12 protein-coding genes and 1 pseudogene are annotated in these 22,127 nt (G+C 50.8%); 11 read left to right on the top strand and 2 right to left on the bottom strand.

All coding sequences use genetic code 11. From position 1 onward, the window contains the following. The first annotated feature begins 8 nt into the window (after positions 1-8). The 4 genes from BN3912_RS10440 to BN3912_RS10425 all read left to right on the top strand — a co-directional run bounded on the left by BN3912_RS10440 (position 9) and on the right by BN3912_RS10425 (position 7,206). Complete coding sequence (locus tag BN3912_RS10440) at positions 9-1,790, top strand: phosphodiester glycosidase family protein (protein WP_023984070.1); 1,782 nt, start codon at positions 9-11, stop codon at positions 1,788-1,790. 357 nt (positions 1,791-2,147) lie between these two features. Beyond that, positions 2,148-4,925 (top strand): beta-L-arabinofuranosidase domain-containing protein, encoded by a 2,778-nt coding sequence (locus BN3912_RS10435; RefSeq protein WP_023984072.1) that lies wholly within the window; start codon positions 2,148-2,150, stop codon positions 4,923-4,925. 43 nt (positions 4,926-4,968) lie between these two features. After that, a complete protein-coding gene (locus tag BN3912_RS10430) occupies positions 4,969-6,201 on the top strand; it encodes an SGNH/GDSL hydrolase family protein (protein WP_023984073.1) in 1,233 nt (410 codons plus the stop codon). Positions 6,202-6,234: 33 nt separating this feature from the next. Beyond that, positions 6,235-7,206 (top strand): sugar phosphate isomerase/epimerase family protein, encoded by a 972-nt coding sequence (locus BN3912_RS10425; protein ID WP_023984074.1) that lies wholly within the window; start codon positions 6,235-6,237, stop codon positions 7,204-7,206. A 705-nt stretch (positions 7,207-7,911) separates the two neighbouring features. On the opposite strand, the pseudogene BN3912_RS10420 reads toward BN3912_RS10425, so the two are convergent. Then, a pseudogene (locus BN3912_RS10420) lies at positions 7,912-9,105 on the bottom strand (site-specific integrase); the annotation flags it as partial. A gap of 329 nt (positions 9,106-9,434) precedes the next feature. Then, on the bottom strand, positions 9,435-10,463 hold the full coding sequence (locus BN3912_RS10415) for a helix-turn-helix transcriptional regulator (RefSeq protein ID WP_023984076.1): 1,029 nt from the start codon (positions 10,461-10,463) through the stop codon (positions 9,435-9,437). Positions 10,464-10,837: 374 nt separating this feature from the next. On the opposite strand from BN3912_RS10415, the gene BN3912_RS10410 reads away from it, so the two are divergent. The 7 genes from BN3912_RS10410 to BN3912_RS10380 all read left to right on the top strand — a co-directional run bounded on the left by BN3912_RS10410 (position 10,838) and on the right by BN3912_RS10380 (position 21,804). Beyond that, positions 10,838-12,577, top strand: coding sequence for a helix-turn-helix domain-containing protein (locus tag BN3912_RS10410; protein ID WP_023984078.1), 1,740 nt, complete (start codon positions 10,838-10,840; stop codon positions 12,575-12,577). Positions 12,578-12,841: 264 nt separating this feature from the next. Further along, positions 12,842-13,105, top strand: coding sequence for a hypothetical protein (locus BN3912_RS10405; protein WP_023984079.1), 264 nt, complete (start codon positions 12,842-12,844; stop codon positions 13,103-13,105). Between the two features lie 58 nt (positions 13,106-13,163). Beyond that, a complete protein-coding gene (locus tag BN3912_RS10400) occupies positions 13,164-14,444 on the top strand; it encodes a hypothetical protein (protein ID WP_023984080.1) in 1,281 nt (426 codons plus the stop codon). A 77-nt stretch (positions 14,445-14,521) separates the two neighbouring features. Further along, on the top strand, positions 14,522-16,114 hold the full coding sequence (locus tag BN3912_RS10395; protein ID WP_023984081.1) for a M26 family metallopeptidase: 1,593 nt from the start codon (positions 14,522-14,524) through the stop codon (positions 16,112-16,114). A 132-nt stretch (positions 16,115-16,246) separates the two neighbouring features. Continuing rightward, complete coding sequence (locus tag BN3912_RS10390) at positions 16,247-18,928, top strand: hypothetical protein (RefSeq protein ID WP_064972317.1); 2,682 nt, start codon at positions 16,247-16,249, stop codon at positions 18,926-18,928. Positions 18,929-18,999: 71 nt separating this feature from the next. Further along, positions 19,000-19,206 (top strand): hypothetical protein, encoded by a 207-nt coding sequence (locus BN3912_RS10385; protein ID WP_036859531.1) that lies wholly within the window; start codon positions 19,000-19,002, stop codon positions 19,204-19,206. Between the two features lie 303 nt (positions 19,207-19,509). Beyond that, positions 19,510-21,804, top strand: coding sequence for a hypothetical protein (locus BN3912_RS10380; RefSeq protein ID WP_023984086.1), 2,295 nt, complete (start codon positions 19,510-19,512; stop codon positions 21,802-21,804). The last annotated feature ends 323 nt before the right edge of the window (positions 21,805-22,127 follow it).

Here is a 22,127-nt window from a genome sequence, read left to right as displayed (position 1 = left end):
CAGCTATTATGAATAAAGATAATAAAGCTCATTATACAGTCATTCTGCGAGGAGCACAGACGCTATTCACGTCTATCGTCGTTTTCTGTGCCTGTGGGTGCACGGATTGGACGGGCCTCGTCAACAACGAAAAGAAGTTCACCATTCATGCCGTTGTGCCCAAGCAGCTCATGGCAAAAGACACGGTGACCATCGAAGGCATTGGCTTCGACGATGCTGTTAAGGTGTTGTTCAACAAGACCGAAGGCACTATCTTGTCGAAAAGCGAAGATGCTATCAGAGTGATACTTCCTGAAATTGCGAACGACAGTGATGCCTTGGTAGGGAAGGTGGCTGTTCGGGTGTATTCGCCCACCCAGTATCGCGAGAAATCCTACGAGATGCAATTCCGCAATGCGGTGTTCACACTCGAAGACCTCAAGTACACTGTCGACACAATTGCGCATTATCAGGTAGGTCCGGGAACCTATTACACGGAGTTGCAAATGGTGAATGAGGCACATCCCTTAAAGATTCATTTCCTGACAATGGACGTGCGAACCCCCAACCTCAAGTTCAGTCCCGTCCTTGCCAACGACCAATTGGGTAAAGTTGAGCGGGTTGTCCACATGGGACCGCGCAAAACCGAGCAGGGACACGGTCGTTACTTTGCCGGAGTCAATGGTGACTTCTTCAACTTGGGAGGCGATAACCGCATGCTGGACGGAATGATTATGAACGGAAATGTTGTGGCATTGCCCACAGAAACAGGCGTCGGTAACGTTATCGTGCAGAAAGACGGAGCCGTTTTCATCGACGAACTCTCTTATTCCAAGCCTCAAATCACGCTCAACGGCACCGCTACGCAGCTTGACAACATCAACAACGCCCGGGGCAGTAATCAAATAGTGCTCTACAATCGTTATTACGGAGAGGCAACCGGCACCGACAATGCCGGTACGGAAGTGGTTATCAAACCTACTAACGGAGGCGAATGGGCGCTTAATTCCAACGTAGAGTTCGAGGTAACAGCGGTGGCTGCCGCCAAAGGTAGCACCGCCATTCCCGAAGGTTGCGCCGTACTGTCAGCCAATGGCACCAAACAAGCCGTGCTCAACGCCTTGCATGTTGGCGATAAAGGCACGTTCAATCTCACTATTGCTGCCGGAAGTTACAATCTTTCAGCTCCTGTTCACTCACTTGGGGTCAAACCGCTGATCTTGAAGAACGGACAACCCACCTCGTATGTATGGAATGAGCGTCATCCCAGAACCTCCATAGGTCTCTCGGCAGACAGAAATACCATGTATATGTGCGTTGTCGACGGACGATGGAGCAACGTCTCGGTCGGTGTCACCACCACGCAGCTGGCACTCTTGATGAAACGTGCAGGCGCAACCACCGCTTTCAATCTCGATGGTGGCGGCTCGAGCACCATGTATGCCTACAATACGGGCTTTGAAGGAACGGGCTTGATGAATCGTCCCAACGGCGGAACCTACACCAGAATGGTGGCAAATGCCTTTTATGCCATAGCCGATGTGCCGGAGGATAATGCAATTGCCAAGATTGCATCTTCCGCTTACACCCTCCGTGTGAAGAAGGGTGAGGCAACCGCTCTTCGTTTCTACGGCATCAATCAGCACGGACTCATCGTCGACAATGATTTGAAGAACGTGCAGCTGTCGGTTCCAGCAACATTAGGTGCAGCCGAAGGCAACACCTTCACGGCATCGGGAACGCAGCTCAATGGCGTCATCACGGCGACCTATCAGGGCTTCAGCACGAAAATCAGAGTGTATGTCGAATGAACATAAAGCCTATAACCATGATGCAGGAGGCTACCGGTCACTCTTCAGCTATCGTATCCGACTTCACTTATATAGGGAGTGTAGTCAACAAGATACGGTGCTCTAAAAATTATCTACACGGTGAGACTTATTTCTCTACATGTAGAAAAAGATTTCTCTACGTGTAGAGACAAATTTCTCTACATGTATGGAATTTGATAAAATGCTTGCCTATAGACTACTGGCTACGGTTCTGATAAACAGAAGAGGCGCTTTGACAGAGCACAGGAGTAGATATCGTGTGGCTGAGCGCATACAGATGTGAGGAAGGAGAGGGCGGTTGTCCCGAATGTTTTAATAATGATAATCATCAAACGAATGAAAAGAAGGAGAATGTTTCTGTGCGTTATGCTTGCTTTGCTGATGCAGCATGGCGTGACGGCTTATGGGCAGAACGGAAACGGCAGCGATACGATAAAGACAGATCGCAAGGATAAGGAGGTTTCGTATGCCGGAATTAAAATGGAGAAAGTGGGCAAAAGCGAGCAACCGGCAACAGCCTATCGGTCGAATGCCAACGAACGGGTCATCAACGATACGGAGTTGACTTACTCGGGCAATTGGGAATTCAATCGATTGTTGCCCCGAAGCGGAGGCTATTTCTGCAATACGCGCAGCTATGCCCGGCAGGACGGCGCCACTGCTACGTGTTTCCTGACCGATTGCGAGGGCGTGCAATGGTATGCGAAGCCCGTTTCCCCCGGTGCAACGGCAGCAGTTTATATCGACGGGAAGTTGGTGGCAACAGTCGATTGTGCCAAGTCCGGCGCTCATGATTTGCTGTTTGATTCGGAACATCTGGCGAAGGGAAATCACACATTGGTCATTGTTGCCAAGTCGGGTGCGGTGGAGATTGACCGTATTCTGTGCAAAGGAAAGCAGACAAGCCCCGTGAAGATTGATGCCGGGAACCGCTCTTTCGTGCAGTACACGGCGGGTTTCAACCTCAAGCCGGCATCATTGGAGCATGACCGGAGTGTTGCTGAGGCGAGTTTATCGGACGAGGAATGGGAGTTTTATGCCAAGGGCAGCACCGTGAAATGCTATGGTGAGACCGGTCCCGATGGCGGAACAATGCAGCTTTATGTCAACGACAAAAAGTATAAAACGGTAAGTTGCCGTTCAGGCAAAGCGCAAAAGCATCAGTTGCTCTTTGTCGTTGACCACCTCGCAGCCGACAAGTTCAATCGGATTAAAGGCGTGGTCGTTTCCAAAGGGAAACGGGTTGCCATTGAGAACTTCGTGATAGAAGACCCGTCTTGCCTGATGGTAGAGATGAACAGACAGACAGATGAGGAGCTTGCCAGAATGAGCAAGCATGCAAAGACAGCTTCTGATCCGGCTCAATGGAAGTCCGTAAAGTTTGCTGCCACAGCGCCACAGCGCGATGTGAAGTTGGAGAACGGTGTCTTTAAAACCGTCTTCGACAGGAATATACAGTACCTGACAGACTGCCTTCACAAGCCCAATTGGGTGGATGCTAAGGACCAAGACCGCATTTGGATAGACATGCTTATGGCATCAAATGAGGGCAGAATGCTCGGAGGCATGGGACATACGCTGCGTTTTCGCGACGTTCCCGAGTTTAAGAAAGCAGTAGACGATATCTTGGAGCAAATTGATCGCCGACAGTTTGCCAATGGCAACGGATATCTGATGCCTTATCAGAGTCTCAATTATAGGATTTCAACGGACACGTGGCCCGGAGTTATGCGCGATGAACAGAAGAACTACGACCGTGCCATGCTGACAAAGGGACTGCTTGCGGCGGGGTTGAGCGGACATGAACGGGCATACAGGTTGGTGAGACCCTTCTATGATTGGTTTAACAACGCCAAGGAGTATCTTCCGCTGATGTTATTGGGCAGCATGGGAATACAGGGTAGCATTGCCGGACCGATGGTTTATCATTCGCCGGTGGGCAAACCTGAGGACATACAAACCAACATGAAATACTACGATATGGATTGGTGGTTGACAGATTTGGCACAAGGTCTGCCCGAGGCTGCATGGCGTTTCACGCTCAACAGACCCCATAATTACTTGCTTACGAGCGTCTGTGCTTTGTTCGACATCTATAAAGCCACGGGCGAGAAGCGTTATCTGGATGCCTGTCTCGGCGCATGGAAGATTTATTCGGGCTATTTTCAGATCCCGGGTGGCGGTATCAGCCTCTGCGAACACTTTGAATGCAAGCCGAAGTCGCACGTGCTGACAAATCTGCCCAATAATATCTATGAAACTTGCGGAAGCGTCTTTTGGATAGACCTCAATCATCGTTTCCTCGAACTTTGGCCCACAAAGGAGCGTTATGCTTCCGAGATAGAGAAGTCTCTGTATAATGTTGTCTTTGCAGCACAGGGCGAAAACGGTTGTATTCGTTATTTCAATCAGGTAAACGATGCCAAGTATCCTGCCTTGAGATATAACACCTGTTGCGAAATTCAGGCTACGGCGCTGTATGGAATGTTGCCGCAATACATCTATTCTCTTGCGGAAGACGGTGTGTTCGTCAATCTGTTCTCGGCTTCGGACATTGACTTCAAAGTGAAAGAGCAGCCTGTGAAACTGACAATGAAGACGCAGTTCCCGTATGACAAAGCTGTGGCGTTGCAGGTGGCAGTCGCTAATCCTGTGTCGATGAACGTTCGTATACGCATTCCCGAATGGGTACAGGGCGATGTTGCCCTCAAAGTGAATGGTAAAAAGGTGAAGACCGGTAAGCCGGGGAACTATGTGGAACTGGCTCGCACGTGGAAGAATGGTGATGAAATCACATGGGAACTTCCGATGAAATGGCGATGTGAGAAATATATCGGTGCCACACGCATAGACAATGCGACACGTTATGCCCTTTTCTACGGTCCGATATTGATGGCATTGCAGGGCCCGATGATGAAGGATGTGCTGCAAGCACCCAATGAACCTTCTGTAAAGTTCGCTTTTTCCGTGGATGAATTCTTGAAAATAATCAAGCCGACAGATAAGCCTTGCGAGTTTACCATTGAGGGAGAAGCCGACTATAGGCTCACACCTTATTTCGCTTTGCAGAGAGGAAACTTCACTTGTTTCCCGGGAATGAAGCTCGTTAAGTGACTTGAAAAATCGGATATTGAACGAAATGAATTATAATCTGAGAATGAAAATAAAGAATTATTGGCGCATAGTCTTCCTTTTACTGTTTGGTCTTCAGTTGCTTCCGTTGGTGCGGGGCGCAGAATGTTCTGTTGTACGGGCAGAGACGCATAAGAATGTGGCGAAAGAGTCGGTCTTGTTTGATTGGAAACTCAACAACAGAAAGCCAATCCCCGAGCTGTTACTTCATGATGCAGGAGGGTTTCAGAGGAACGGTTTGCTCATTACACAGAAGGATAGTATCGTGAAGCTAAACGTCTTTTATGCTTTGGCGGAGCGCGTAGTGAGATATCATGTCTCGTTTTCATCTGATGCCACGGCTCTATTCAGAAGCAGTCTTAGTGATTTCGGGGTGTATGTGGATGTGCCTCGTCAACGGGTTTCTATTGCGACAAACCCTACAACGGAAATGTCTGTCCCGTTTTTGCAGGGAGATAGAGAGTATATGATAGAGATTTATCATATCTATCAACAGGCAAAGGTGCGCATCACTGGCCTTCGGACAAAGAAAACCGCAGAGCTGAATGCTGTCAACGACGGCACGGGTGGTTGTGGAGCCGGCGCCTTGCAAAAAGGTTTTTCAGTCGGCATGCAATGGGACCACTACTGTTTTGGTTTGGTGAAAGGTACATCGCTGCTGGTAAAGCGCATAACCGTTTGCGCACTGAAAAGCAAGGTGAAGGTTTTGCTCTATGGTGATTCTATCACACAGCCCGAAGGTTATTTCCCTACAAACATTTTTCCCGGAGCGTGGACGCAACTCGTTATCGATAAACTAAATGGAGATGCGATGTCGAGTGGGCGCGGTGGTGGTAACATATCAATGTTATCCGAATATATAAAGAATGAGCTTCCCCATATTAAAGCCAAATATGTGGTGGTAACCATAGGAACCAACGGAGGAAATACGGAAGAAAACCTAACGGCTTTGGTCGATTATATCCGAAGTCAGGGTGCTATTCCCATTCTCAACAACATCCCTTGTAACGAGAGTGGCACGCAGATTAGTAATAACGAGATTATAGCTAAAGTGCGCAAAAAGCAGAGGATTAGCGGCTGTCGCTTCGATATTGCGACCTCGTTGGAGGGTGACGGGAAAGAAGTAGACAAATCCTTGATGTTTTGGGAAGACTATACGGGTAGTTATGGTTGGCAGATTTATCATCATCCCAACGAAAGAGGAGGTCGTAAAATGTTTGAGCAAACGCTTATGGATATTCCGGAAATTTATCGATAAATCAACATATTGTTAAACTTAAAAATCATATTTATGTACAAGTATTCTGTAATCTTAGGTAATTTAGGCAACACTTGTGATCGTTTCTGCAAAGGATACAAAGACAATCCAAGCACAGAAGACATGCTTGCCGAGGCAGTGAAAATTCCTTATGTGGAAGGTATGGAATTAGTGGGGACGTGGGATATTCGACCCGATAATGTGAAAGACATGAAGCGTCGCATGCAGGACTATGGGAAGACCTGCGTTTCCATTATTCCCGATGTGTTTACAGACAAGACTTATGGCAAGGGAACCATTACGAACAACGACGCTGCCATTCGCCGTAAAGCACTCGACTATCTGCGCAAAATTGCTGAAATCGCACTCGAAATGGATTGTAAGTTGGTGAACATGTGGATGGCGCAAGATGGGTACGACTATCTGCTTGCCACGGATTACGACCAGAAACGCGATTGGCTTTGCGAAGGTACAGCAGCATTGGCAAGAGAATTTCCGACCTTGAAGTTCGCTTTGGAGTATAAACCCAAAGAGCCTCGTAACTTCTCTTTCCATGCACGAATGGCTGATACCATTCTTGCTGCCAATGAAACAGGATGTGACAATGTGGGTATCTGCATCGATACCGGTCACAGTTTCTATGCCGGAGAGAATGCTGCTGAGGCTGTTGTGCTGGCAAAGCGCGCGGGCAATAAACTTTTCCACATGCATTTCAACGATAACCATGGCAGCTGGGACGATGATATGATAGTGGCTTCGGTGCACAGCACGATTTATGTCGACCTGTTGTTTCAACTGAAAAAGACGGGTTATCAGGGTTGGTTGTCAATGGATCAGTATCCTTATCGTGAGCATGCTACCGATGCTATCGGTGAAAGTGTGCTGTGGGTACGCAGGTTTGAAGAGATTGTTGAAAGCAATTTTGCTGAAATACAGAGCTTGATAAGCAAAGACGATGCCGTGGAAACATCAAGATTTATGCGTAAGGCATTGTTTGGAAAGTAGAGTATTTTAAGGCATACGCATGGATAAATATCCTAAAGCGTATGCTTTTGAAAATTATAGTTTTACACCTTAGTTGTTCGTGAGTTTCGATATAAGGCAGTATGTTTAAAAGTTGTAGGAGTGAAATATTTTTGAAGTTCAATCAATTATAAATAAATATCTACTTCTATGGCTGATACAATTTTTAATAGAAATATTCTGTGTATTCGATAACTTCTGTAAATATCTTGCTCAGAGTTAAAAAAAACATATACTTCAAGTACTGGGTAAACGGTATTGTAATCATTTATTCCGCATGTCAAACAGAGAGATAATGATCATTTTCGTACTTTTTCACATACATGGTTTTCGAGACTTCAAGCCCTTTGTCTGGGATGTATATGTCAACTATGCGTAAGGAGTTTCCGCATACAGCTTCCTATAATCACTTTGGAGCAGCAGACACAAATTGCACTGTAGCTGCTACTATTTTTTCAGACATATGTATTGGGTGAGTGTACCGGAAGACTCATTATTGCTTCTACACCATTAGTTCCTTGCCACATTAAACGGAAAAAGCAACACAATAACTATGAAAGGATGGGCTGCAAGAGATAAATGTACCATGGATTGGTATGGTTTGAGTGATAATGAGGTTGAACACCGGGGCAATGATCGTCTTCCTTTTAGCCGCTTGGTTGCACCGGATATGGGGAACTCTGTCCCCGACAACACATTCATTTCCTTGTTCAGCTTCTCGTTGGTGATCTTGGCGTATATCTGTGTGCTGGTGATGCACTTGTGCCCCAGTACGCTGCTGACAGATTCGATAGGCATGCCGTTGGACAGACAAACCACCGTTGCCATCGTATGCCGTGCCATGTGCCATGTCACGTTTTTACTGATGCCGCATATCCTTATGACGGTATGCAGAATTCTTTTGCAGGATGTATAAGCCGGTACGGGAAAGACGCGTCCGTCGTCGCACAGACCTTTGTATTTCTTCATGATTTGAAGGGGAATGTCAAGCAGACGGACATTCGTTTCCACGCCGGTCTTCTGCCGGTAGGTGTGTATCCACATGCTGTCGTCGAGCGGGTTGGACACGATGTTTTCATCCCGGAGGTTCTTCAGGTCGATATAGGCCAGTCCCGTAAAGGTGCAGAAAAGGAACAAATCGTGGATGAGCGTCCGTTTGAAGTTCATCTTCGGGGCATTGATAAGCAGCCCGAGTTCCTCCTTGGTGAGGAAGCCCTTTTCTGTTTCTTCTTTCGCTACACCGCAGTTAGGGAATGGGTAGCGCATCAGCCAGCCGTTCTCCACCACCTTGTGCAGCAGCATACGGATGGGAAAGGTATAGAGCCATACGGTATTGGGGCTTAGCAGGCAGTCCGTGCGCAGATACGCCTCAAAATCTGTAATGAACGTGGGTAGAATTTCTTTCAGGGCGATGTCGCTTACATGATAGCGTGATTGCAGAAAATCTTTCAGATGACCATACACGGCACTGTACTTTTGCAATGTGCTCTTTGCTTTCAGGCCGCAGTCTACTTTCTTGGTATAGTCTTCCAAAAAGAGATCATAAGCCTTTATGAGTGTCTGTCGGCGGTATTCCAAACCAAGAAATGCGTTCCTTACTTTCTCGGCTGTAACAAAGCTGTCGCGCTCCATGATTTCCTGATAATGCCTCGTAACGGCTGCGCGGAGCTTGTCGAGCAACCGGTTGGTCTCCCGTGCCGTTACACTCTTACCAACCGCACGACCACCCTTGATGCCCCAGAGGTCTGAATCAATGGAGAGCTTACAGCTGAACTGTGCCTGCGTGCCGTCCACGGTGATGCGCCCCATGATAGGCGAAGTGCCGTCTTTCTTGACCTTGTCTTTCTTCAAATAGAAGATGACTGAAAATGTACTTCTCATTGCTTTTGTTCCTTTCGTTTGCAAAATTATTTACTGTGGAGCGGTTTTCCACTAAGCAAATCGAGGGGAACGCGGAATAAGAAACCGACGGAGGGGAATTTTTATCCTAACGCCCTGTTTATGTGCGGATTTCCTTAATATTCCGCTTCTCAGTTATTACCCCGCAGGGGTTACGAATAGGAGACGGAACTCTGGCACAGATTGGCATAAATACCATACACCGTTGGCATCACACTACTTCCAAAAGCCCTTTTAAGTCATTGATTGATAACGCTATCGCTTCATTTTTCCAAATTTCATGTTTTATATGTACTTTTTGGTGGAGGAACTTATCTTTTCCTTTCCCCCTTGTCTAAATATCTTTTTTCTATCAATAAATTTATGAGAAATTTCCGCAAGTCTTGATCAGTGGGCACGTCGAGCTTTTTGCGGATGTGGTTACGCGTCACGTCCACGTTGTTCTCCGTTTTTTCGAGCAGCAGGCCGATTTCGCTCCGCTTCTTCCCCGCGAGGATGAGGCGGCACACGTCCGTTTCCGACTTCGTGAGACTGGGGAAGCGCTGGGCTAGGTCGCAGTCGTCCATCAAGTGGTTTTTCAGATGCAGGCGCACGGCGTTGACGAGGTTGCGCTGCGATTTCGGCTTGAGCATGGAAAACAGGCGGTCGGTGTCCTCGGGCGACGGGTGGTCGTGGCTGCTCATGCGCAGATAGGCCTCTATCTCCCGCTTGTTCAGCCTCACGGCGTGCATCAGGGCCGTCTCACGATATTGCAGGCTGACATTCTCCCTCGACACGCTCATCACGTTGTGCTGCAGCAGTTCGCCCAGCACACAGAGGAAAAACTGCACGAAGAGGAAGAAACCGAACAGCTGCCAAAGCGCGGGCTCCTGAAGATAATAGGCCAGACAACCGTAGCTCGTCAGGCTGATGACGGAGACGATGAAGGGGGTGAACCGCACAAAGCTCATCACAAGAAAGAAGATCGCCAGCAGCGATGTGATCTGATTGATCAGGATGAGCTGCAGAAAATGGTCGGGGCGCACGGCGGCGAAATAAAAGAAGCGCACGGCGATGGTGCACTGCGCCACGAGCGCCACGAGCGAGAAAGCCTTGGAAAGCGACAGCCGCCGCGTGAGATAGAGCGACAGCGAAAGGAGGCACGTCGCCAGATGGACGCCGCTCATCATCTGTGGTACCGCTTCCTGCGAACCGCCCAGGCCCATGAACTGCAACGAGATGACGGTAACAACGAGTACGGAGTGCAGCAAATACACGATGATGCGGTGGCGCTCAATGGCGTTTCCGCCGCGCGAGTGCAGGAAGACCAAAACCCTTTCGGTGAGAGAACGAGTGAACATGGTTGTCGTTTTTTACTTTTTTATAACCGCTGCAAAGATACGTTTTTATTTTCTTTTCCTCAATTTTTTTGTTAAGTATTTTTAAGGGGAAATTAAGGTTTTTAGGGTGTGATAACATCTTGATAGTGGTCTTTCTATTAAAAAAATCCCAAGCGCACAACCCGCTTTTTGTTATTTTTGCATTAAAATTTTACTATTTATGCACAAATGCTTCTCATGGAATAGGGTGGAAGAGAGCCATCCGGCATGCGAAATTCAGCAGACGGGAATGGGACACACACGACAGCGGAAAAGAATGGAGGAGGGCGGAAAGACGCCAAAGCCGATGGCGGTGCCATTGCCCAACCTGGATAAAATCTGAATATCTGTTGAAAATGAAGAATCTGATTACATTGCTATTTGTCATTACGCTCTCCACAGGAACGATGTGGGCGGTCACTCCGGCGGATTCCATCTGGAAAGAGATGAAGCATCTCAAGGGAGAGAAACTCTTGCAGGCATACAGAGATATTTGCCGGTTGGCAGCCGCTGAAGATAATATGGGCTATGAATTGCGCTGCATCCGTGAATTTCTTGCGGAAGCCCTACGGCAAAAAGACAAGGAGGCGGAAGCCCAGGCGCGCGTCAGACAGTTGTATTGCTATTATAACTACGAGATGACCGACAGCATCAACTACTATCTGCCCGAATATCTCAGCACCATGAAAAAGAATGGGACGTGGGATTATTACTACAATGCGTGGAACGTGCTGATCGAGAGTTATATATATGAAGGCAAATTGCAGACGGCGTTGCTCGAAGCACAGAAAATGTATGCCGTTGCCCAACGTGCGAAGAACAACTTCGGATTAGGGGTTTCCACATACGGCATGGCTTGTATCTACCAGACGATGGGGCGCTTCAAGGAAGCCGAAAAGACGATAGAGGAAAGCATTGCCGCCCTCTCCAAAGAAGAGGAAATATCCCAATTGCTCTCCGCCTACAATGTGTTGGGCGAAACGCTCGACGGGCTGCAGAAATATGAAAAGCTACGCGTGAAAAGCGCGGAATGGAAAGCGGTTATCGACAAATACAAAAAGGAAGCCCTGCAAAAAGGTTACACGCCGTCGCTCAACGGGCGCTATCTCTACTGCACGCTGGCAGCCACCATTGCAGAATTGGGAACAGGTCATTACGACCGGGCAGAGAAATTGTTGCAGCAGGCTGAAAAATATGCCGAAGGACGCAAAGCCGTCGCCCAGTTCAAGCTCCTTCAAGTGAAAGCCCGCTACTATGCAGCCACAAAACAGTATGAACGGGCCATTGCCTGCAACAACGAGAACATAGCCCTCATGACCGCCGCCGGCGACTCCGTCAGTCTGCTCACCGTGCAGATGCATCAGGCCGATTTATATACGGAGGCAGGGCGATACAAAGAAGCGGCCGAGATGTACAGAGCCGTCATCCCGCATAAAGACAAACTACGCAATACCGAGCTGGCCAATCAGCTCGACGAATTGCGCACCATCTTCGAGGTGGACAAACTCACCCTGCGCAATGAAATCGTCACTACGCGTTTCTACCTCTCATCAGTAATCGGGGCGTTGTTGCTTATCGCCTTCATCCTATATATTATATATACCCGCCGCTTGCGTCGCAAGAACAGGGCTTTGTATGACGCCATCCTGCTATCCCGAAAGGCGGAAGACGACATGGAAACCGCAGCAAAGCGCATTCCCGAAGAAGAACTCGATCAGGAGGGGCAAATCTACCGCCGACTGTGTGAGCTGATGCAGAACGAGGAAGTCTATAAAGACGTGGAATTAAACCGTGATGTCCTCACAAAACAGATCGGAACCAATGCCGTCTATATCGCCAATGCCGTGCACAAGTATGCCGACGGAGCCACCGTCAGCGAGTTTATCAACAGCTACAGACTGCGGCACGCGGCTTCGCTGCTCACCAAAAATCCCGATTTGAATATCAACGAAGTGGAATATATGTCGGGCTTCAATTCTCGCTCCACGTTCAACCGCTGTTTCCGGGCTTTCTACGGAATGTCTCCGTCGGAATACAGATCAATCTCCAAAGAGAAAAAGAAGAGTCAAAAGGAAGCCCCCGGTGATATGCCGTAGCCGCCTCGCCTATTTTTTCCATAAAGCAGATGATGGGAGGCGGTTTGGCATACCCTCAGAACAGCACTCGTCCACCGCCATCACCCACCTGTGCCATTGCTGCTTGCCCCTTGCCATTAAAAACACCTTTATTTCTTACGTTTCAAGCATTTCTGACCTTTCTTTTCTTCATGAATTACAAATCTGGCACAACTTTTTACAACCATGAAACGCCTTATTTGCCCCCGCTTCCTATTTTTGCAATAAAATTAACACGCAAAAAATATGAAAAAAATCTGTTGGGTATATATCGTAAAAAATGAAATGGGAGAAATCACCATTGGCTTTTCAGTCGATATGGATAAAAAGTTCATCGAAATCTCCATGCGAAAAGAAAAGCTGTCTTATCTCCGTCCTTTTGAAGAACCGTTCGACGGCTTGGCGCACAAACATCTTTTGGATTCCCTTTCCAAAGACACGATCAACCATCTTGTACGACGTAATCGGGAACAGACAGAAATATACAAGGAAGTCTTCCAGAAAACATAGTAACTACGCCATGCCCCCCAATTACCAAAAGAATATTTATTTCTTAATTCCAATTTATATGAAAACAAAAGAAATGATTCAGAGGATCAGCCTCTTCCTGTTTGTCCTCGTGTTGGCTGCGTTGGCGTGGGCACAGGGCAACAATGGCAACGAAGTAGTGAGCATCGGCTCGAAAGAAGATTGGCAGGCGTTCTGCAATCGAGTGAACAACAACGGCGAGACCGGTCTCAACGCCAAGCTGACGACCGACATTAACCTCGGCACGGACATCGTGATGCTGGGCAAATACTCCCCTTACAAAGGCACTTTCGACGGACAAGGCCACACGCTGAAGTTCGACTGGGATGGCGGCTCAAGGGACGACATCGCCCCTTTCAAGTATGTGAGAGGTGCCACCATCCGCAACCTGCGCACCCAAGGGAAGATCACGACGAAGGGTAGCAATTTGTCCGGATTGGTTCTGGAGGCCAATGGCGGCACCACCACCATTTCCCGCTGCGTCACCGACGTGGACATCACGGGAGGCCGTGCCGGGGAGGCAAGCTACGCAGCGGGCCTGATTCAAACGATTGACCTTTATGCCCGGGTTACTATCACCGACTGCGTGGTCAAGGGCAGCATCACCGACAATGAGGGTGACGGTTGGCAAGAAATGGCCGGCTTTGTTTATGTTAATAGTGGCAGTTGCACGCTGACCAACTGCCTCTACGTCAGCAAGAACAACGCCAGCAACGAAAACTGCCGCACCTTCGCCGACGGCAACGCCAACACCCTCACCCTCACCAACTGCTACTACCTCACCGCCTGCGGCAAAGTGCAGGGCGAGCACATCACCGAGGCGCGGCTGGCGAGCGGCGAGGTAACGAAGCTGTTGCAGGACAACAGAGAAAACCTCGTCTGGGGACAGACGCTCGGCACGGACAACGAGCCGCAGCTCATCGCTTTCGCCCCCGCGGCAGAGAAAGTATATCAGGTGAAGTTCAGCTACAACGGCAAAGTAACGGCCACGCGCTACGCCAACAACGGCGGAAAAGTGAAGCTGCCCACGGCACAGGAACTCCTCGGCACAGCGTATGACGCAACAAAAACATATACGCTCGCCTTTGACGGCGGTAACTTCTCGGCTACGACCACCATCAGCAGCGACCGCACGGTGAATGTAACCGTTACCACCCCCACGGGCATCGACGGCGTGACGGACGACAGGGTAGGCGAGCGGAACGCAGCCGTCTACGACCTTGCGGGCCGCCGTGTGGCCGACCGCCTCGACGCCGCCACGCGCAGCCTGTTGCCCGCCGGCGTTTACATCGTGGGCGGCCGCAAGGTCATCGTGAAATAAACGCCCCGCCATTTGACCAACAACATGGCAACAACAAACAACATGACAATAACAAACAACATTAAACAAACATCAAGATGAAAACAAAAAATTTCATTCAGAGGCTCAGCCTCTTCCTTTTTACCGCCCTCATGCTGGCCACGCCGGCAGGGGCACAGAACAACAACGAAATGAGCATCGGCTCGAAAGAAGACTGGAAGTCGTTCTGCGATCGCGTGAACAACGGCGAGACCGGTCTCAACGCCAAGCTGACGGCCGACGTCGACCTCGACGAAGTCAGGATGGTGGGCGAACAGTACTCTTACACCGGCACCTTCGACGGGCAGGGCCACACGCTCACGCTCAACTGGGATGCCGGCGAAGAGATAGAGATCGCCCCCTTCCAGCAAGTGGACGGCGCCACCATCCGCAACCTGCGCGTCAAAGGGCAGATCACGACGCAGGAACTCCGATTGGCCGGATTGGTTTGTGATGCCTATGGAACCACCACCATCACGGGCTGCGCCACCGACGTGCGCCTCACGGGGGGCTATGGGAGTAATGCATCCGAAGCGGCGGGGCTGGTTCGATGGATAGACGACGCCCGGGTTACCATCACCGACTGTGTGGTCAAGGGCAGCATCGACGACAAGTCTGCATGGCAAAAAATGGCCGGCTTTGTCTATGTGCTGAGGGACGGCTTCTGCAGCCTGACCAACTGCCTCTACATCGGCACCAACAACGCCATCGATAACGGAAACAGCTACACCTTCGCCCCCGAAGGCGCCACCTTCAACAACTGCTACTACCTCCACACCTGCGGCAGGAAGCAGGGCGAGCCCATCACCGACGACCTGCTGCAGACCGGCTATGTAACCACGCTGCTGCAGAACAACCGCACCGACGCCTGCCACTGGGCGCAGGTATTGGGCGACACGCCGAGCCCCTACCGCGAGGCCGACAAGGCAAAGGCCAACTACGTATATTACGACACGGCGAACAGCCGCTGGGCCTGCGACAACCTCCGCCTCACCGACGGCACGGCGCTGCCCATCGCGCTCGACTTCACCGCCGCCAGCGTAACCTACGAGCGCACCATCAGCAGCGCCGGCATAGCCACCATCTGCCTGCCCTACGAGCTGCCCGTGAGCGGCTTCCGCGCCTACAGCCTCTTGGACAACCAAGGCGACAAGCTGCGCTTCAAGCGGGAAACCGGAACGCTCGAAGCCTACCGACCTTACCTCATCAAGGCCGACGCCACCGTGCAGCTCGGCGGCACGAACCTGCAGGTGAAAACCATGACGGCCGAACGACTGAAACAATCCGCCGGCGACTACACCCTCGAAGGAGTCATCTATAGCGCCGACAACGCCGGAGCAGCATGGCGCCACGCCTACATCCTGCAGCGCGACGGACTCTTCCACAAGGTAAACGCCGGAACGCCCGCCGCCATGGTTCCGCCCTGCCGCGCCTTCATCACCTCCAACAGCGCGACAGAGGCCAAGGCGCTCTCCATCGCTTTCGACGACGACGGCACCACCACGGCCATCGACGCCATCCCGACCGACCACGCCGGCGCTGCGAACACCGCTCCCGTCTACGACCTCACGGGCCGCTACCTCGGCACCACGCTCAACGGCCTCCCCGCAGGCGTCTACATCGTCGGCGGCCGCAAGGTCATCCTGAAATAACTTTCCGTCGGGAGCGCCCCCGCCAACCCGTGGCGCGCTCCCGATAAACCCATCACTCGACAAGCAAAATAGAAACAAACAACATTCAACATTTAGCAAAATAGAAATAAACAACATTCAACATTCATCAAAATGAAAACAAAAGAAATCATTCAGAGGCTCTGCCTCTTCCTGCTGCTCGTGGCTTCCACCACGGGGGCTTGGGCAACAGATTATAATCGTTCAAGCTACTCGATTTTCCGCTCACGCGAAACCGTGGAAAAAGTAGGCAAGAAAAAACAGGTACGTACACTCCATCAGTGGGAAGTCGAAATCACGTTCAGCGATTGCAAGACCACCAGCGGAACGGACAACAGTGCCATCTACGAGTTGGCAAAGGGCTCTAAAATAACCGTAAAGGCCGACGAGGGCTATTCCATCCGCTGGATCATCCTGCGCGATACGGAGGGAGGAAAGCGCTACAGCGACAAAGAAGGCATCAAGCGCATCGACAGGGTTACATCGGGCTATGACTATTACTTCGAGAGGGATGCCCTCTCGAACTCGAAAATCAAAGAACGCAATTGGAATGGACTCAACGACGACGACAACAACATCGTTGTCTACAATTATGATGCCCCGGCACGAAGCGTCGAGATCGTCACCCACAACAATTCCAAGTGGGGACAGTTCAAGGTGCGCGACATCATTGTGGGGGTTGTCAAATTGTCCAGCGTGAGCTTCGAGCAAGAAAGGTATCATGTCTACTACAGAAACAAGCAGTTTCGCCCCGAGCTCAACAAATGGGATCACGAGAAATATCCCGAGTACGAGGTGAACAATAATCAAATTACGGATGTCGAACGGAACGGAACACTACATTTCAAGCGCCCCGGGACGGTAGTGCTCACCGCCATTTTCAATTCCACTGACTATTATGCCAAAAAGGAGTGTAGCACGGTAGTCGAAATAAAGCGCGACCGGGTAACTTTTGGCGATGGGTATCTGGCCCACCTGCTTTTAGACAAGACTTCTGACTTACGCAAAAATCTCATAATGAGAACAGAGAGCGGCGAAAAATTCGATTGGGAAAATTCAGGGTTTAGCGTTACTAGCAGCAATCCCAATGTCCTCCGCTACGCTGACGGCAAGCTTTATCCCGGTAGTACGTCAGGCGAGGCCACCATCACCGTGAAGCAGGAAGAGAACGATTACTACGAGGCGTCTTCGCTTTCATACACCGTTATCGTGATGCGCGCGGACTATAACGGCGCGGCGCTCATCAAGGACGCCAACGAGTGGAAGTTGTTCTGCAAAAGCGTCAACGAAAAGGGCATTAACTACATCTACGCCAAGCTCGAAGCCAACATCGACCTCGGCAAGAACTCCATGATGGTGGGAACAGAAGATCACAAGTACCGCGGCACGTTCGACGGACAGGGCCACACGCTGACCGTCCACGTCGTGGGCACCGGGCAGGGCACGGCCCCCTTCAACTATACGAATGGTGCCACCATCCACAACCTCACCATCGCGGGTAGCGTAACCGCGCCGGCCGGCGCGGACAATTTCCACACGGCCGGCTTGGTGGGATTCTGTGAAAACACGACTCTCCGGCGTTGCGTCGTAAAAGCTGCCATCCATCTTGAACGGACGGGCGACCAGTACTCGGCCGGCCTCGTGGGCCACATCTTGCCGGGCAATAACATCATCGAAGACTGCGCCTTCGTCGGTTCTATTACGGGCGACAAGGGCAACGTCAGCAACATCTCCGGCCTCGTAGCTTGGGGCGATAACGGCACGACCACCATCCGCAACAGCTACGTGAATGCCACCTACACCAAGGTCTCGGGACTCAATCCTATCCTGCGCCGAGACAAAGGCTCGGCAAACAATCTCAGCCACGTGTATTATTCCGAGAAGTCTAAAGGCATCCATCCGGATAATGAGAAGAATGGCAACTTGGGCGAGCAGGTAACCGAGGCGCAGCTGAAGAGCGGCGAGGTAACAAAGAAGTTGCAGGCCGACCGCACCTACGACAGCCATTGGGCACAGGTGCTCGGCGAAAATCCGAGCCTCTACAGCGCGGCCGACAAGGCAAAGGCGAACTACGTGTACTACGACTCAGGGAACAGGCGCTGGGCGTGCGACAACTTCCGCCTTACCGACGGACAGCCGTTGCCCATCGGGCTCGACTTCACTGCCGCCAACGTTACCTACAACCGCACCGGCAACAGCGCGCAGAATGCTACCATTTGCCTGCCTTACGAGCTGCCTCGCAACAACAGTTTCCAAGCCCACTTCCTCTCGGGCGGCAGCAACGACAAAGTCTACTTCAAGGAAACAACCGGCACGCTCGAAGCCTACCGGCCGTATTACATAACGGCGAACGGCACGCCGCAGCTCGGCGGCACGAACCTGCAGGTGAGAGCCTACACCGACGCCCGCCTGACGGCCACCGCCAAAGGCTACAAACTCGTGGGAACGATGGACGGCGTGGACAACGCCACCGCAGCCGCTGCCAAAGCCTACATCCTGCAAGACGACGGCAAGTTCCACAAGGTAACGACGGCGTATCCCGAAGCCGTGGTGCCCATCTACCGGGCCTACATCACCTGTCCGCCGCAGGCGTCAGGCGCCAAAGAACTCTTCGTCGTCCTCGACGGCGTTGATCCCACGGGCATCGACGGCGTGACGAACGACGCGGCCGACGCGAACAGTCCGGTATATAACCTCCGTGGCCAGCGCGTGGCCGACCGCTTCGACGCCGCCACTCGCAACTCGTTGCCCGCCGGCATCTACATCGTGGGTGGCCGCAAGGTAATCGTAAAATAAACGCATCCCATCGGGCGGGCGTCCGTCAATCGGCGGGCGCGCCCCGATAACCATAACAAACAATGACGAACATGAAAAAATACATCAAACCAGAAATCAAATCGCGACGCATTGATTTGGAAAACAGCGTACTCGCCGGTTCCATCGGCGTGATCACCGACGACGATCCCGCCAAGAAGCCGGCCCTGTCGAAAGGCTCCTTCTTCGACGACGACGAGGAGGAGGAAGCAAGCGAGGCCAACCGCGGCTATGCTCCGTACTCGGTGTGGGGCGAGTAACGTTCCCGCCCGCATTCGTCGGGGGCGCGTCCGCCAATCGTGGCGCGCTCCCCGATAACCCCGCAACCCTCTCATATATAAAAGATGGAAACGACAAACGACAGCAGGCTTGTCGAAGCCCGGCAAACGCCACGGAAATTCACATTTCAAACCCAATGTCTAACTTTTAAAACTTCAACGCCTATGGTATAATTCCAAATTTCAATCTCAACGAATCATTTCAAATTCAATTTGAATGATTCATTTCAAACATCAAATTTCAAACATCAAACTTAATGTTTAATTTTTTAATTTTAATTCAACATGAAACATTCAATTACAGTTCAGAGGCTCTGCCTCTTCCTCTTCGCCCTGCTGCTGACGGCGTCGGCGTGGGCAACAGATTATGGTTGTAACGGCTATGAGATTTTCAGCTCACGCTATACTGTGAAGGAGATAGGCAAGAAAAAGCCGGTAGATAAACTCAAAAGAGGGTATGTGCAAATCACGTTCAGCAATTGCAAGACCACCAGCGGAACGGGCAGCGGTGCCATCTACGAACTGGAAAAGGGTTCTCGCATCACCGTAAAGGCTGACGACGGCTTTTCCATCCGCTGGATTATCCTGCGCGACACGGAGGGTGGAGAGGACTATGACGACAAAAATGGCATCAAGCGCATCAGCAGCGTTACCTCTGGCTATGACTATTACTTCGAGAAGAAATCTATCTCGAACTCGGGAATCAAAGAAGGCAATAAGGATGATCTCAATGACGACAACAACAACATCGTTGTCACCCAGTATGATGCCACGGCACAAAGTGTCGAGATCCATACCCACAACAACCGCAAATGGGGACAGTTCAAGGTGCGAGACATCATTGTGGGTTATGTCCAGAAATTCCCTTCGCACTTTGAAAAACAAACCTACGATGAGATTATCAATGGAGGCCATTATATTAGAGCCTACGGCCTCAGTAAAGAAATCTTATCCTGCGATGATCCGAATATTGCTGAGTTTGAACTGATTGAAGGAAAGCATTGGCTTTTGCATGCTAAAGCCATAGGCTCTACAAAAATTCGTGCTCTGTTTTCAGCCGATGGCGCAAATGCCAAGGTAACTTGTGAAGCAACTCTTAACGTGCGCGACAGATTATATACGTCCCTCGGCAGATCCATACTATTCACAGAGGGTGGTGAGGCCCGTTCCATTTATGATATTATAAAGTTCGGTACGTCTAGTAAAACCCCCTTTGATCGAAACAACCCGGGATTCAGTATAAAAAGCAATAATCCCGATATCGTAGACATTTCTGATCAAAAAACAGGCAACCTCGTATTTAGCGGTAAACAAGGTACCGCCTCGATCACGGTAACACAGAGAAAAAACGCCCAGTACGAAGGTAAATCCATAACATATACGCTCACCGTGTTGCGCGGCAACAAGACGACTAATACCATGTACATCCGCAACCTCGATGAGTGGAAGCTCTTCGCCCATTTTGTCAACGAAAAGGATATGTTCTACCTCAATGCCAAACTCGACGCCGACATCAACCTCGGCACGGACATCACAATGGTGGGAATCAATGGCATAAAAAACTATTCCGGCACGTTCGACGGACAGGGACACACGCTTTCTCTCGACTGGAATACTACGCAAAACTTCTGCGCCCCATTCAATTCAGTGGGCAACGCCACCATCAAAAATCTGCATACCAAGGGGCAGATTGCGAATAAAGTGAATTTTGCGTCTGGATTGATTAGTGCCGCGATTGGCACAATCACGATCTCCAACTGCGTCAGCGAGGTGAATTTCAAGAACACCACTAATGAAGAAAGCCTCTCGGCGGGTATGGTCGCTTTCGTTAAGACAGATGCCAGAGTTACCATTAACGACTGCCTCGTCAAAGGAAAGGTTATCCGCGCGGACAACGGCAAACCTGAGGCAATGGACGGATTTGTAGGTCCGTCGGAAGGCGGAAGCAAATCTACACTTAACAACTGCCTCTACATTGACAGTAGCCCCCAAGACTACCTCGGAACCGTCCCCTTTGGTGAACTAATCGTCAACAACTGCTACAGCCTCAGCGCGCACCACATAAAACCACGTTACACGCAGGTTACCGCCGAGCAGCTCAAGAGCGGCGAGGTGACCTATCTGCTGCAGAACAAGCGCGCCGAAAACGTGTGGGGACAGACACTCGGCACGGACAACAACTCGCTGCCCACCGCCGAAGCCGCGAAGCATGTCAATAAGGTAGACTTCACCTACAAGGGTAGGCTGAAGGCCACCCGCTACGCCAACAACGGCAAGACCGTCAGCCTGCCCACCGCACAGGATCTCTTAGGCGCGGAATACGACGCCAAGAAAACGTACACGCTCACTTACGACGGCGGCTTCTCGGCTTCCACCCGCATCAATGCCGACCGCACCGTGGCTGTAAACGTAACCGTCGTCACGGGCATCGACGACGTGACGGTCGACGCAGCCGACGTGAACAGTCCGGTATATAACCTCCGTGGCCAGCGCGTGGCCGACCGCTTAGACGACGCCACACGCAGCTCGTTGCCCGCAGGCATCTACATCGTGGGCGGCCGCAAGATGGTCGTGAAGTAACGCCTTCCATCGGGGGCGGCGGCCAATGGGGTGGGCCGCTCCCGATCGCCCGCCATCCTATATATATATAATAAGGTGGAAACGGCAAACGACGGGAGGCTTGCGCGGCCTGCGCAGACGTAAAAGCAAACGACGAGGACCTTGCGCAGCTTGCGCAGACGTAAAAGATTAACAAGTCTTAAATGCGCAGCTTGCGCAAACGACAAAAGTTAACAGGACTTAAATGCGCAGCTTGCGCAAAGGTAAAGGCTTAACAAATCTTAAATGCGCTACCTGCGCAGACGTAAAAGTAAACGACGGCAGACTTGCGCTACCTGCGCAGA

Source organism: Prevotella phocaeensis (genome assembly GCF_900065875.1).
Classification (GTDB): domain Bacteria; phylum Bacteroidota; class Bacteroidia; order Bacteroidales; family Bacteroidaceae; genus Prevotella; species Prevotella phocaeensis.
The sequence above is the reverse complement of the archived record's forward strand: the minus strand, read 5'-3'. Positions and strand labels throughout refer to the sequence as shown.

What these genes read in the sequence shown, in the direction of transcription:
- BN3912_RS10410 (WP_023984078.1), top strand. Translation starts at nt 10,838, where the DNA reads ATGAAGAATCTGATTACATTGCTATTTGTCATTACGCTCTCCACAGGA.
- BN3912_RS10400 (WP_023984080.1), top strand. Translation starts at nt 13,164, where the DNA reads ATGAAAACAAAAGAAATGATTCAGAGGATCAGCCTCTTCCTGTTTGTC.
- BN3912_RS10405 (WP_023984079.1), top strand. Translation starts at nt 12,842, where the DNA reads ATGAAAAAAATCTGTTGGGTATATATCGTAAAAAATGAAATGGGAGAA.
- BN3912_RS10390 (WP_064972317.1), top strand. Translation starts at nt 16,247, where the DNA reads ATGAAAACAAAAGAAATCATTCAGAGGCTCTGCCTCTTCCTGCTGCTC.
- BN3912_RS10395 (WP_023984081.1), top strand. Translation starts at nt 14,522, where the DNA reads ATGAAAACAAAAAATTTCATTCAGAGGCTCAGCCTCTTCCTTTTTACC.
- BN3912_RS10435 (WP_023984072.1), top strand. Translation starts at nt 2,148, where the DNA reads ATGAAAAGAAGGAGAATGTTTCTGTGCGTTATGCTTGCTTTGCTGATG.
- BN3912_RS10385 (WP_036859531.1), top strand. Translation starts at nt 19,000, where the DNA reads ATGAAAAAATACATCAAACCAGAAATCAAATCGCGACGCATTGATTTG.
- BN3912_RS10440 (WP_023984070.1), top strand. Translation starts at nt 9, where the DNA reads ATGAATAAAGATAATAAAGCTCATTATACAGTCATTCTGCGAGGAGCA.
- BN3912_RS10425 (WP_023984074.1), top strand. Translation starts at nt 6,235, where the DNA reads ATGTACAAGTATTCTGTAATCTTAGGTAATTTAGGCAACACTTGTGAT.
- BN3912_RS10415 (WP_023984076.1), bottom strand. Translation starts at nt 10,463, where the DNA reads ATGTTCACTCGTTCTCTCACCGAAAGGGTTTTGGTCTTCCTGCACTCG.
- BN3912_RS10430 (WP_023984073.1), top strand. Translation starts at nt 4,969, where the DNA reads ATGAAAATAAAGAATTATTGGCGCATAGTCTTCCTTTTACTGTTTGGT.
- BN3912_RS10380 (WP_023984086.1), top strand. Translation starts at nt 19,510, where the DNA reads ATGAAACATTCAATTACAGTTCAGAGGCTCTGCCTCTTCCTCTTCGCC.